The sequence below is a fragment of the Paenibacillus phoenicis genome, from assembly GCF_034718895.1.
Lineage (GTDB): Bacteria > Bacillota > Bacilli > Paenibacillales > Paenibacillaceae > Fontibacillus > Fontibacillus phoenicis.
Map to the genome: position 1 here is coordinate 4,076,226 of NZ_JAYERP010000001.1, position 14,251 is coordinate 4,090,476.

At 46.5% G+C, this 14,251-nt stretch carries 8 protein-coding genes and 2 CRISPR repeat arrays (1 of these 10 running past the window's edge); of the genes, 7 read left to right on the forward strand and 1 reads right to left on the reverse strand.

Going from position 1 to position 14,251, the window contains the following annotated elements; translation table 11 throughout:
• Positions 1-40: 40 nt before the first annotated feature.
• On the reverse strand, positions 41-190 hold the full coding sequence (locus U9M73_RS19335; protein WP_164744094.1) for a hypothetical protein: 150 nt from the start codon (positions 188-190) through the stop codon (positions 41-43).
• 559 nt (positions 191-749) lie between these two features.
• Positions 750-2,925: direct repeats of the CRISPR family, unit length 32 nt; unit sequence GTCGCACTCTATATGAGTGCGTGGATTGAAAT.
• Positions 2,926-3,415: 490 nt separating this feature from the next.
• Between U9M73_RS19335 and cas3 the strand changes: the two genes are divergently transcribed.
• The 7 genes from cas3 (at position 3,416) to cas2 (ending at position 11,720) form a co-directional block, all read left to right on the forward strand.
• Positions 3,416-5,833, forward strand: coding sequence for a CRISPR-associated helicase Cas3' (cas3, locus tag U9M73_RS19340; protein ID WP_323078627.1), 2,418 nt, complete (start codon positions 3,416-3,418; stop codon positions 5,831-5,833).
• A 465-nt stretch (positions 5,834-6,298) separates the two neighbouring features.
• Positions 6,299-7,012, forward strand: coding sequence for a type I-C CRISPR-associated protein Cas5c (cas5c, locus tag U9M73_RS19345; RefSeq protein ID WP_009223769.1), 714 nt, complete (start codon positions 6,299-6,301; stop codon positions 7,010-7,012).
• 1 nt (position 7,013) lies between these two features.
• Positions 7,014-8,894: a type I-C CRISPR-associated protein Cas8c/Csd1 gene (cas8c, locus tag U9M73_RS19350; RefSeq protein ID WP_323078630.1), complete on the forward strand. Its 1,881-nt coding sequence runs from the start codon at positions 7,014-7,016 to the stop codon at positions 8,892-8,894.
• Positions 8,891-9,742, forward strand: coding sequence for a type I-C CRISPR-associated protein Cas7/Csd2 (gene cas7c, locus U9M73_RS19355; protein ID WP_009223771.1), 852 nt, complete (start codon positions 8,891-8,893; stop codon positions 9,740-9,742). The genes cas8c and cas7c overlap by 4 nt, the downstream gene beginning before the upstream one ends.
• The gene (gene cas4, locus U9M73_RS19360) at positions 9,732-10,391 is read left to right on the forward strand and encodes a CRISPR-associated protein Cas4 (protein ID WP_323079169.1); all 660 of its coding nucleotides are present in this window, start codon (positions 9,732-9,734) and stop codon (positions 10,389-10,391) included. The genes cas7c and cas4 overlap by 11 nt, the downstream gene beginning before the upstream one ends.
• Positions 10,388-11,419 carry a type I-C CRISPR-associated endonuclease Cas1c gene (cas1c, locus tag U9M73_RS19365; protein ID WP_009223773.1) on the forward strand — a complete coding sequence of 344 codons (1,032 nt, stop codon included), beginning with the start codon at positions 10,388-10,390 and terminating at the stop codon, positions 11,417-11,419. The genes cas4 and cas1c overlap by 4 nt, the downstream gene beginning before the upstream one ends.
• A gap of 10 nt (positions 11,420-11,429) precedes the next feature.
• The gene (gene cas2 / locus U9M73_RS19370; RefSeq protein WP_009223774.1) at positions 11,430-11,720 is read left to right on the forward strand and encodes a CRISPR-associated endonuclease Cas2; all 291 of its coding nucleotides are present in this window, start codon (positions 11,430-11,432) and stop codon (positions 11,718-11,720) included.
• A 170-nt stretch (positions 11,721-11,890) separates the two neighbouring features.
• A CRISPR array of direct repeats spans positions 11,891-14,251; the repeat unit is 32 nt; unit sequence GTCGCACTCCTTGTGAGTGCGTGGATTGAAAT (it continues 2,234 nt past the right edge of the window).

Below are 14,251 nucleotides of genomic sequence, written 5' to 3' on the forward strand. Positions count from 1 at the left end.
CCCTATCAGTGAAGGACTGGTTGTTTCTTTTATGCTGGGGTTACCCATACACTCGAATCTCAATTACTTCAGAAAACTGCGACCCGTTCGTCTCCTCAACGACCAGCTGGAGGGCTTTGACCGGGACGGCGGTATCCACAGACGGTGTACTCGCTTGCGCCGGCGGTTTGTCAATCCAGCCATGCGGCATGCCTCCTGTGAGATCGCAGGTGATCTTTTCCCCAAATTATTGCATAGGAAAAAAATCCACAGAGGCGTTGCCCCAAATTGCGTGGATTTGTTGCAAAAGGGCGGTGTTGGGGAAGGGGGGTGTAGATTTGTTCTATTGATATTGCAGGTCTTTGTTTAGTCTAGTCGCCGCCTTGACTCAAACATGATAAACGACAGATTAACAGACAGGGTTTCATGCTATAATTCACTTATGAATAGGGCCACCCAAAAGTAATGTGAATCTACCTGATGGAAGCTGCCGTATGGGATGTTACAGAAGAGGGGCATTTCACTGGTAATGTGCAGTTCAAAATGAAATAGTAGGAGATTCGTGGTGAAAAATTTTTTTATGCATTTCGTCATGAATGTGATTAACTTGGTGCGAATCTGAAGTGAACATGATTTTCCTAGGAGGTTCGCACCACAAATTTCTTTTTATTTTTCCATTTTTACCATTAAATTTAAATGAACCGGCCTATTTTCGTGCATTATTTTCATAAATTGTTAATTCATAGTTAAAAAATATGCGTGAAATCGCAGTCGCACTCTATATGAGTGCGTGGATTGAAATAATCCCGATCAGCGCGTTGTTGAAGTAGCGACCCAGAGTCGCACTCTATATGAGTGCGTGGATTGAAATTTTGCTCCATATGGCACCTACCCTTTCAGCACTGTCGCACTCTATATGAGTGCGTGGATTGAAATAGACCGGGAATCCACGAAAGCATGCGAATTGTTGTCGCACTCTATATGAGTGCGTGGATTGAAATCGTCATTACATAACTTGTATTACCGACATTGCAACGTCGCACTCTATATGAGTGCGTGGATTGAAATCGCTGTTTGACGATTTGGTGCAGCTCAGCCAACGTCGCACTCTATATGAGTGCGTGGATTGAAATCTCGATCTCGCGTAAGTGTTTGAGTTGGAGAGGGGTGTCGCACTCTATATGAGTGCGTGGATTGAAATCAAGCGACCGTATTAAATTGGTTCAGCGGGTCAGCCGGTCGCACTCTATATGAGTGCGTGGATTGAAATAGATACGGTGTGGGAGAATATCAAGCAGGACGAACGTCGCACTCTATATGAGTGCGTGGATTGAAATAACATGACACAGCCGTATGGTGTGGGGTGTATTGTCGCACTCTATATGAGTGCGTGGATTGAAATGATTTGGAACACGGTATTGAAAATGGCCAAGAAGCGTCGCACTCTATATGAGTGCGTGGATTGAAATAGGGTTAGCGGTAAATCGATCTGGAAGGCCAGGTCAGTCGCACTCTATATGAGTGCGTGGATTGAAATACAGATTTTTATGGGGGACTTTGCTAAACGCCGCGTCGCACTCTATATGAGTGCGTGGATTGAAATTGCGATCTTCCACGGTGTCATATGCCGGATCGATTGTCGCACTCTATATGAGTGCGTGGATTGAAATTTTTGTCATCCACGACACGTTCCCGCTATATGACGTCGCACTCTATATGAGTGCGTGGATTGAAATGGCAACTCCCGCAGCACCCCGTAATCCATGAGCGCAGTCGCACTCTATATGAGTGCGTGGATTGAAATAATCATCACTTTAGGTACGACAATGCCGGTAACGGCGTCGCACTCTATATGAGTGCGTGGATTGAAATGACCCCGGGCGATGATGATGCAAATTTTACATCAAAGTCGCACTCTATATGAGTGCGTGGATTGAAATTCAAAAGAGTGTACAAGCAGAACGGAAATATCATCGTCGCACTCTATATGAGTGCGTGGATTGAAATTCATATCGCTTTTGATGCTTACCCCGTTTGAGGGGTCGCACTCTATATGAGTGCGTGGATTGAAATCCCAGCTGCTTCAAGCACTCATTACGCCCGCCCGCGTCGCACTCTATATGAGTGCGTGGATTGAAATGTGGTACGTAACAAAGACATAATCATTGCGGCGACAGCGTCGCACTCTATATGAGTGCGTGGATTGAAATCGTTTGTGGGCGGTAGTAAGCGTGGGACAAGGAAATAGTCGCACTCTATATGAGTGCGTGGATTGAAATGAAATTATAGATTGGGCAGAAAAAATGAGCAACGGTCGCACTCTATATGAGTGCGTGGATTGAAATGGCCAAGTCGGCCGCGGTCAATACGATTAACGTGCGTCGCACTCTATATGAGTGCGTGGATTGAAATTGAATGAAAGTATCGGAATCGAAGTGATTGCAGGTAGTCGCACTCTATATGAGTGCGTGGATTGAAATTCAAGATAGCGGTAATTGATGATGGCGAAGGTCTGGTCGCACTCTATATGAGTGCGTGGATTGAAATCGCACATCACGTTGATCAAGGATGTTTCCGGATGGTCGTCGCACTCTATATGAGTGCGTGGATTGAAATACTGAAATAGGCTGGATAGTTAGAGAAGAACGAAAGTCGCACTCTATATGAGTGCGTGGATTGAAATGGCATTGTCAATGAAGATCGGTGCCGTGAATCCGTGTCGCACTCTATATGAGTGCGTGGATTGAAATCATATCATCAAGGAAACCGAAGATCAAATTTAGAGTCGCACTCTATAAGAGTGCGTGGATTGAAATCTGCAAAAATGTGATGAAAAATAAAATAGGCCTCTGTCGCACTCTATATGAGTGCGTGGATTGAAATGACGAGTGGAGCAAGTCGCAGGTGAATCCACGTCGCACTCTATAAGAGTGCGTGGATTGAAAGTGCATCAGGATCCTGAATCAATGCCCAGCACGCCGCCGTATTCCTTGTGAGTGCATAAATTGAAATTTGCTCAAGTATTACGGATCTGCCGACAACGGGCAGCGTCGCACTCTATATGAGTGCGTGGAATTGAAATGGGGTGAGCGTTAGATCGACGGTCTTGCACTCCTTGTCGGCACTCTATATGGTGTGGAGGTCACCTTTTTCGTCAAACAGACAGTAAGAAAAGAGGTATATTAAGCAAAATCGATTCCCGGTATCCACCGGAGAGCGGTCACCAAGCTTTCCCTAATCCCAGCTTGTCCTTCATGGAATACGAACATTCCTCCCCGAGACAAACAGCTTCTTTCTTATTCTCCACATTCTATCAATTCAACTTCTCCTTTATTTGTAATCATAGTACTTTTTGCCCGAATATTGGTGAAATATGACAATCAATGCGGTAAAATAGAACTAGATTGTATATGATCATGTGCGAGGAGATGTGCTTGTGTTTATTGCTCATGTACGAGAACGTGATAAAGAAATCCAACCGTTAAAAGCACACTTACTTGGAGTGCAACGACTGGCGGAACAATTCGGAGCAAAGTTGGGTCTGAAACATGTCGCAGGGTTAGCCGGTTTGCTTCACGATCTGGGGAAATATAGCGATAAGTTCCAAGAATATATAGACGTCGTTGCCTTTCACCCTGAATGGCCTCAACCGAAGCGCGGTGAGGTTGATCACTCTACAGCTGGAGGCAGATTACTGTTTTCGCTGCTCCATCATAAAGAAAGTACCTTCCTAGAGAAGCTATTAGCTGAAATCGTCGGCAATGCTATCATATCTCATCACTCTAACCTCCAAGACTATCTCTCACCTGAAATCAAATCTGACTACTTAAGAAGAGTACATGATACGGACCTTCCTGAATACGATTTGGCTGTTGAACGTTTTTTTCAGGACACGATGTCCGAGGAAGAGCTTATTCGTTATATTCAAGCTGCCGTAAATGAACTGGAACAATTTTGGGATCGCACGCCTGCACAAAGTTTCTTTGTTACAAAGTATATTTTCAGCTGTTTAATTGATGCGGATCGGACCGACACACGTTGTTTTGAAGAACAGGTTGAGGTAGCGGAGTCCAACCAGCATCTTCAATTATTTGAAACCTACTATCGTCGTTTAATGAATCATCTGACTAAATTAAAAGATAAAAGTAATGCAAGCGAACCGATCAACGTGCTAAGAGCCCAAATGTCGGAACAGTGCGATGTATTCGCTGCTGAACGTCCGTCCGGCATTTATACGTTATCTATCCCCACGGGTGGAGGCAAGACACTGGCTAGTCTGCGATATGCTCTTCGACATGCCTGCAAGTACGAGAAACAGAGGATCATTTATGTCGTACCATTTACGACAATCATCGAACAAAACGCGGATGAGGTCAGAAAAATTCTGCAGGACAACGAACATATTTTAGAACACCACTCCAATGTTATCGAGGAAGAACAGAAAGATATGGAGGATGGTGATGAAGCAGATGACGGGCTCATTACAGACAAAGAGAAACTCCGGCTTGCTCGCGACAACTGGGATAGCCCGATCATTTTTACGACCCTTGTCCAATTTCTCAATGTCTTTTATGCCAAAGGCAACCGCAATACTCGTCGTTTGCATAATTTGAGTCATTCGGTGATTGTGTTTGATGAAGTACAGAAGGTTCCCATTCATTGCATATCCCTGTTTAATGAGGCGTTGAATTTCTTGAAACAAGATGCCCATTGCAGCATCCTCCTTTGCACGGCGACTCAACCTACTCTGGAGAATGTGAAGCATAGCCTCTTGAAGGAGCGGGATGGGGAGATTGTGTCGAATCTTACTGAAGTTGCGAAGGCGTTTAAGCGAGTTGAACTTATTGACCGAACGGAAGAACCTATGACGAATGAGACGTTAGCCGATTGGGTGAAGTCGGAAATCAACGGATGGGGCAGCACACTTATCATTCTGAATACCAAAAAGGTGGTCAAGGATCTATATGAAAAGCTAAAGGATGCCGCTATGCCTGTCTATCATCTCAGCACGTCCATGTGTGCGGCACACCGAAAAGATCAGCTCAAAGAAATCCGAGATATGCTGGATCAGCAAGTCCCTTTCATCTGTGTGACTACACAATTGATAGAAGCTGGGGTTGACGTCAGCTTTAAATGTGTGATTCGTTCTCTGGCCGGGCTGGACTCGATTGCCCAGGCAGCTGGACGATGCAACCGGCATGGAGAAGATGAATCGCAGAATGTATACATTATTAACCATGCGGAGGAAGCCGTCTCGAAGCTGAAGGAGATTAAAGTCGGAAAGGAGATGTCCAGCCACGTACTAGCGCGGTTTAAGAAGAAAGCGGATCAATATGAAGGAAACTTGCTTTTGCCAAAGGCGATGAGTGAGTATTTCCGCTATTACTACAATCGAATGGAGGCCAATTTAAACTATTACGTTAAGAAATTAGATAAAGAGATGACCAAGCTCCTGATGTCGCTCTCCCAGGAAAATGATTATGTGACTCACTACCGAAAGAAACATGGGACAAGCTTTCCATTAATTTTAAATGGCAGCTACAAAACAGCAGCAGAGCATTTTCGGGTCATTGATCAAAAAACGACTTCCGTCCTCGTGCCTTATGGAGGAGGCAAAGAACTGATTGCTCAATTGAACAGCGGAGCTTGGCTTGAAGATGTAACCAAATTTTTGAAACAAGCGCAGCAGTTTACGGTGAACCTGTACTCGCAAGAGATGGAGCAATTAAAACGGGATAATGCCATTGTAATGCACTTGGACGGCATGATTTATGAATTGAAAGAGAATTGGTACAGCGATGAGTACGGTGTGGATTTGAAGGGGGAGGGGGGAATGGACTTTATAGGTTGGTAAGTCCATCCCTAAACAGGCTTCTGACATACTTCATTATTATTTCAATCCACGCATTCGTCTAGGATGCGACTCTAGTCTAATCAAATGTTGAACCTCAGTAGGATTAATTTCATAAGGACTTGATTAATGTATATAACTAAGGACCTTTTATAAGAACAATTTTATAAGCTTCATGTAATTTTGCACTTTCTTCTGGAATGATTCATATAGTGATTAAGGATTAAGACTTAATTTCAATAAAGAAGTATGTCAATCCGTGGTTGTTATAAAGATCCTAGGAGGTGAATGTAAATGTATTCTTACCAAACTAAGTCGATGAGTGAGAAAGTCGAGTTGGTCTATGCTGAGATTTTAAAGCAAATTGTTGAAGTAATTAAAAAAGAACTAGCTAGATAATGAAAGTTGCAGCCTGAGAGGAATAAAAATCTTTATCAGGCTGCTCCTGTAAAGGAGGTGATTTAAACCATGAGAAACGAAGTCCAGTTCGAAGTTTTCGGCGACTACGCTTTATTCACCGATCCGTTAACCAAAATAGGCGGTGAGAAGCTGTCCTATAGTGTCCCTACCTATCAAGCGATCAAGGGAATCCTCGAATCCGTTTACTGGAAGCCGACGATCATGTACATCATCGACGAGTTGCGTGTCATGAAGCCGATCCAAATGGAATCGAAGGGAGTGCGCCCGATTGACTATGGGGGCGGGAACACGCTGGCTAATTATACGTATCTGAAGGATGTTCATTACCAAGTAAAGGCCCACTTTGTCTTTAACGAACATCGGCCGGATCTCGCCTTCGACCGTAATGAAGGGAAGCATTACAGCATCCTTCAACGTTCGTTGAAAGCGGGTGGGCGCAGGGATATTTTCCTGGGTACTCGAGAGTGTCAGGGGTATGTGCAGCCTTGTGAATTTGGCAGTGGAGCAGGTTATTACGATACGGATGAAAGAACGCATTATTTAGGAACGATGGTTCACGGGTTCAATTATCCCGATGAAACGGGGAGGAATGAGCTTTCGGTAAGGCTATGGTCTGTTGAGATGAATAAAGGGTATATCCGTTTTCCAAAGCCAGAGGAGTGCTCCATTGTCCGTTCAGTCAGAGAAATGGAGCCTAAATCGTTCCATTCGGATAGCATAGAGTCTGCGGAACAACTGCTCCGTAATTTAGGAGGTGAATGAGATGAGTTGGCTGCTCCACCTGTATGAAACGTATGAGGCTAATCTGGATCAAGTCGGGAAAACGGTAAAAAAACGCGACCGAGAATACACCCTGCTGCCGGTTTCACATACAACCCAGAATGCTCACATTGAAGTTACGATCGATGAAGACGGGGACTTTCTTGAAGCCAGAGTGTTGGAGAAGGAGAGCACCTTAATTCCCTGTACAGAGGAATCAGCCAGTCGGTCAGGCTCTAAGGTCGCACCTTACCCGTTACACGATAAGCTTAGTTATGTCGCTGGCGACTTCGTGAAGTATGGCGGGCAGATCAAAAATCCGGATGAAGTACCTTTTGACAAGTACATCCGCAACTTGGAGGAATGGGCCAATTCGCCCTATGCCACAGAGAAATTGAAATGTATTTATACGTATTTGCGCAAGGGGCGGTTAATCGAGGACCTGGTCGCCGCCAAAATCATCAGGCTTGATGAGAACCAGCATCTGATCGAGAAATGGGATGAGAAATATACGGCTAAGTTCGGGGAAAAGCCGCCCATTTTCTCAAGCGGGGCTGCGGAGACATCCAGTGCTTTTATCAGATTTAATGTGCTCTCCCCTGATTCACCCGAAGAAGTATGGAAAGATCAGGCGATGTTTGATTCATTTATTGCCTTTTATAATCAGAAGCTGGGAGAAACGGACGTTTGTTTCGTTACAGGAGAAATGCGTCCGAGTACGGAACGGCATGCGAACAAAATTCGTCATGCAGCTGATAAAGCCAAGTTAATTTCTGCGAATGACAATTCGGGCTTCACCTTTAGAGGACGCTTCAAAACAAGCAAGGAAGCGGTATCCATCAGTTATGAGGTATCGCAGAAAGCGCACAATGCCTTGAAGTGGTTGATTCACCGTCAGGGGAAAACGATGGATGAACGCGTCTTTCTAGTGTGGGGCAACGATAACGATCCCGTTCCGAATACCGATGAGGATATTGTGGACATGATGCGTCATTCGGGCCGGGAAATCGAAAGAGAACCGGATACGGACAAGCCTTATGCTGATCAGGTTAGACGGGCAATCGACGGGTTTCGGAATGATCTGACGTATCAAGCAGAGGTGAATATTCTCGTTCTGGACTCGGCAACGACCGGCCGGATGGCGGTGCTTTACTATCGTCATCTGAATAAGGAGCTGTATTTGAATCGTCTGGAAGAGTGGCATAACTCTTGTGCCTGGGAGCACCGCTACCGCAAGGAAGAAGAGCAGCTTATCACTTTTTATGGAGCGCCGGCAACGAAGGATATTGCATTTGCTGCTTATGGTCCCAGAGCAAGTGAGAAGATCATCAAAGGGACGATGGAACGGATGATTCCTTGTATTGTCGATAGACGTGCAGTCCCTAGAGATATTGTCAGAAGCGCCTTCCACCGGGCTTCCAATCCAGTATCAATGGAACGTTGGGATTGGGAGAAGACGTTAAGCATCGCATGCGCATTGATTCGAAAAATGCTGTTGGAAAAAGGGGAGGAATGGAACGTGCCGCTGAACACCGAATCCAGGGAACGGAGTTATCTGTTTGGCCGATTGTTGGCTGTGGCGGATGTGCTTGAACGAGGAGCACTTGGCAAAGACGAGACAAGGTCTACCAATGCGATTCGTTATATGAACTCGTATGCCCAGAATCCGGGTCGAACCTGGAAGACAATTCAGGCCAGCCTTCAGCCTTATCAAGCCAAGCTGGGAACGAAAGCGACCTATTTATCCAGGATGATTGATGAAATCGCCGATCAATTTGAGGAAGGAGATTTCAATAATGCTCCTTTAACAGAGCAATATTTGCTTGGATTCTACAGTCAACGCCGTGAACTTTATAAGAAAAAAGAGGAGGATACAAACGAATGAGCACGCTTGATCATAAAATCGATTTTGCTGTGATTTTGTCTGTGACAAAAGCCAATCCAAACGGGGACCCTCTGAATGGTAACCGACCACGCCAAAATTACGACGGCCACGGAGAAATCTCCGATGTGGCTATTAAGCGTAAAATCCGCAATCGCTTGCTGGATATGGGAGAAAAGATTTTTGTTCAGTCGGATGACAGAAAAGTGGATGATTTCAAAAGTTTGCGTGAACGTGCGGATGCCCATCCGGAGCTGGCAAAGATGCTGAAAAGTAAAAATGCATCGGCCGACGAGTTTGCCAAGCTGGCTTGCCAGGAGTGGATCGATGTACGCAGTTTTGGACAAGTTTTCGCTTTTAAAGGTTCCGAGCTGTCTGTAGGCGTTCGCGGTCCTGTTTCCATTCATACCGCTACAAGTATTGATCCGATTGACATTGTCAGCACCCAGATTACCAAAAGCGTTAACTCCGTAACAGGGGACAAACGCAGCTCCGATACGATGGGAATGAAGCATCGTGTAGATTTTGGCGTGTATCTGTTCAAGGGCAGCATTAATACGCAACTTGCGGAGAAGACAGGTTTTACCGAAGAAGATGCAGAGAAGATTAAGCAGGCGCTGATCACGCTTTTTGAAAATGACAGTTCTTCTGCCCGGCCGGACGGCAGTATGGAAGTCCATAAGGTATATTGGTGGAATCATTCCTCCAAGCTGGGGCAATATTCTTCGGCCAAAGTGCACCGGTCTTTAAAAGTATACTCTACAACTCCTGAACCCAAACGATTTGAGGATTATACGATTGAACTTGAGGAACTCGATGGCTTGAATGTCGAGGTTATTAATGGTCGTTAATGATGAGGATTGCTATTTGATGTTGTCAGGGCTCCAGCATTTCCAATTTTGTAAACGTCAGTGGGCCCTGATTCATATCGAACAACAGTGGGATGAAAATGTCAGAACCATCGAAGGGCAGCATTTACATCAAAAGGCGGATCAGCCGTTTATCCGGGAAAAGCGTGGAGACAAGTTAATCGTTCGCGCGATGCCGATTCAGTCAACGGAACTGCAATTAAGCGGAATCTGTGATGTTGTCGAATTTGTTCAAGACCCTGAAGGGGTTGAAGTGGCGGGAGCGGAAGGCACTTATAAAGTCTATCCTGTCGAGTATAAGCGGGGGAAGCCGAAGAAAGGTGATGAAGACATCATCCAGCTCGCAGCCCAAGCGATGTGCCTGGAAGAGATGATGCTATGCCGTGTGGACACAGGGTACATATTCTACAACGAAATCAAGCATCGTGTTGAAGTGCTGATTCATGACAGGCTGCGGGATCAAGTAAGACAAATGGCTGCAGAAATGCATCATTATTACGATAAACGCCATACGCCGAAGGTAAAGACGGGACCTTTTTGCAAAAATTGTTCGCTGCAGCATACCTGTGTGCCCCATTTAATGCACAAACGCTCGGTCCAAAGCTACATCGAAGGGAGGCTGAGTGATTGAAGAAGCTGTTAAATACGTTATATGTTACTCAGCCGGATACGTACTTGGCGCTTGATGGTGATAATGTGTTATTACTTAAAGGCGATGAAAAGATTGGCCGTTTGCCGCTTCATAATCTGGAAGCGATCGTGAGCTTTGGCTACACGGGGGCGAGTCCTGCATTAATGGGGTATTGTGCGGATCGGAATATTTCGATCACCTTTTTGACACAAAACGGAAGATTTCTGGCAAGAGTCATTGGGGAAAGCCGGGGAAATGTCATTTTGAGAAAAACGCAGTACCGGATTTCGGATCATGAAGAGGGATCTGCAAAAATCGCACGAAACTTCATTACAGGGAAGATTTATAACCACAAGTGGATCCTCGAACGGATGACGAGAGATTATCCGCTTCGCATTGATGTTGAACAATTCAAGTCCATATCAGGCCAGCTTTCGGATATTTTGCGTGAAGTCCGTGACAGTAATAACCTGGAAAGCTTGCGGGGTTGGGAAGGCCAAGCCGCGGTTCTCTATAACCAGGTGTTTGATCAGATGATTTTGCAGCAGAAGGAGAGCTTCTTTTTTCACGGGAGATCCAGAAGGCCCCCAAAGGACAACGTAAATGCCATGCTGTCGTTCGCTTACACTCTCTTGGCTAGAGATACGGCTGCGGCATTGGAAACTGTGGGACTCGATGCTTATGTCGGCTTTTTGCACCAGGACCGTCCTGGCCGAGCCTCCCTGGCTTTGGATCTGATGGAAGAGCTGCGAGGAATTTATGCCGATCGGTTTGTCCTTTCGCTGATTAATCGGAAAGAAGTGACAACAACTGATTTTGTTACAAAAGAAAACGGGGCTGTGCTGATGACGGACGAGGCTCGCAAAAAGTTTTTGAAAGCATGGCAAACCAAGAAGCAAGAGAGGATTACCCACCCTTTCTTGGATGAAAAAATCTCCTGGGGGCTGGTTCCTTACGCTCAGGCCTTATTATTGGCACGTTTCTTGCGCGGTGATTTAGATGAGTATCCGCCATTTTTATGGAAGTAGGTGACTCGGGATGCTTGTACTCATTACTTATGATGTTCAAACCTCAGGCGTGGGAGGAGCTGCGAGGCTCCGTAGAGTGGCTAAGGCATGTCAGAACTACGGACAACGGGTACAGAATTCCGTGTTTGAATGTAACGTCGATGCATCCCAGTTCACCGCTCTGAAACTGGAGTTATCCCAACTCATTGATCATGAAAAAGACAGCCTGCGATTTTATCGGCTGGGCAATAACTACAAAACCAAAGTCGAGCATATTGGCGCAAAGCCGTCGATCGATTTAGAGGACCCGCTCATCTTTTAACGGTGCGAACCCCAAGCGCACATAAAATCCCTATGAGGTTCGCACCCCGCGCTATTACTGGGGTTGTTGAGTTTTTTGTTGGAATAAACAATAACATTTCGCACTCACAAAACAGGTTCGCACTTCTGGGCATGTGAGGCCTTGTGGCTCAAGGCTTCACAAGGCCCGCAGTCGCACTCCTTGTGAGTGCGTGGATTGAAATTTCGTCGAATCGCACACTCGCAATCTCGCCAGTATTCGTCGCACTCCTTGTGAGTGCGTGGATTGAAATATTGAGCCATACGAGTTTTTGGGCGTTGGTAAATGTGTCGCACTCCTTGTGAGTGCGTGGATTGAAATAATCTTTTTGCCGTCAACGTATACTTTTGCTTTTGTCGCACTCCTTGTGAGTGCGTGGATTGAAATGCCCCGTATTGGCTAGCGTCTACGCCCATCTGTGCAGTCGCACTCCTTGTGAGTGCGTGGATTGAAATGCTACCGATGACTGTACCCGCTGTTAACGTTCCGTCGCACTCCTTGTGAGTGCGTGGATTGAAATACGTAATGGGAGCCAGCTCCAGCAATCGGCTCGGTCGCACTCCTTGTGAGTGCGTGGATTGAAATTAGCCGGTATGGACGGTCAAGCAAATTGAAGAAGTCGCACTCCTTGTGAGTGCGTGGATTGAAATTCCTGTAGGTGAGGGGAAAATCCCTCCACCTAAGCCGTCGCACTCCTTGTGAGTGCGTGGATTGAAATACCGGTATTCCAGCAGCACGCCGCAGGTAATTCGTCGCACTCCTTGTGAGTGCGTGGATTGAAATCAGTCGCCTGTAAACACACCAGCGATGAAGTTGATGGTCGCACTCCTTGTGAGTGCGTGGATTGAAATTTCCCAGACAAACGTAGGCGCGACACTCACAACGGCGTCGCACTCCTTGTGAGTGCGTGGATTGAAATAAACAGCTCGTAAAGCTCCATAGGGCTTAGCTGTCGCACTCCTTGTGAGTGCGTGGATTGAAATATATCTTGCGCAGTTAGCCCAAGGGACAACATGACGTCGCACTCCTTGTGAGTGCGTGGATTGAAATATCTGCTTTACTCTGCTGCGCTTCAAGGTCCGACGTCGCACTCCTTGTGAGTGCGTGGATTGAAATACTAGACTCTGTGCTTGCTCTCCGCCCGGGAGATACCGTCGCACTCCTTGTGAGTGCGTGGATTGAAATTTTTCTTGCAGCTCCAAGGTCAGGCGCTCCGGCGGGTCGCACTCCTTGTGAGTGCGTGGATTGAAATGTCTTCGTCATCCGATCGGAACGGGAACGGCAGCGGTCGCACTCCTTGTGAGTGCGTGGATTGAAATCCTCCGGAGGTTCACGTCCATCTCCCTTAAAACGTCGCACTCCTTGTGAGTGCGTGGATTGAAATTTCGTGTTGTTTTCCGGATTTGCCTTAACCCATACGTCGCACTCCTTGTGAGTGCGTGGATTGAAATTCCTGCGAGAAAGCATTCACCCAAGAACCTCCCTGTCGCACTCCTTGTGAGTGCGTGGATTGAAATCTTTCCGGTCAGCTAAACTGACCTCAGAGAGATTTGTCGCACTCCTTGTGAGTGCGTGGATTGAAATAGAGAATGCGGCGTGCTCGTCCAGGTAGTCTATCGGTCGCACTCCTTGTGAGTGCGTGGATTGAAATATTGAGCCTGTTTTGCTTGCTCTCCGTATCTGAGTCGCACTCCTTGTGAGTGCGTGGATTGAAATTTTTGCGCCGGTAACGCTACCATCTTCGCTAACCGGTCGCACTCCTTGTGAGTGCGTGGATTGAAATTTGTTGACCAGTGTCGTGAAATGCTGATTGAGCGGTCGCACTCCTTGTGAGTGCGTGGATTGAAATAGAGTCCATAGCTGCGTTATATCTTGTAAAATCGGCGTCGCACTCCTTGTGAGTGCGTGGATTGAAATCAGTCGTGGCTTACCGGATCGCGCGCCACAATATCGTCGCACTCCTTGTGAGTGCGTGGATTGAAATCGAAAATCTGACCGGCTGTAATCTTCCCGAGATTCGCGTCGCACTCCTTGTGAGTGCGTGGATTGAAATCGTTATTCCGAAGATCATGGTCGGCGCGGAAGTTGTAACGTCGCACTCCTTGTGAGTGCGTGGATTGAAATATGGCGCGGTAATTAGAGAACCGGACAATCCGCAAGTCGCACTCCTTGTGAGTGCGTGGATTGAAATCTTGTCCTGTACCCTGACCATAGCACCTGTTCTGTCGCACTCCTTGTGAGTGCGTGGATTGAAATGAAAGCGCATTTGCCGGGGTACGCAAGACTGTGGATGTCGCACTCCTTGTGAGTGCGTGGATTGAAATATGAGACAACCCTCCTTTAAGACGGGCAGTTTAGAGTCGCACTCCTTGTGAGTGCGTGGATTGAAATTCCGAGCCAGGGCTCATAGGAGCGGAATGGACGTTCTCGTCGCACTCCTTGTGAGTGCGTGGATTGAAATGCAAGGGCGTTGGTCGGGGCAAAACGCACTGATGTCGCACTCCTTGTGAGTG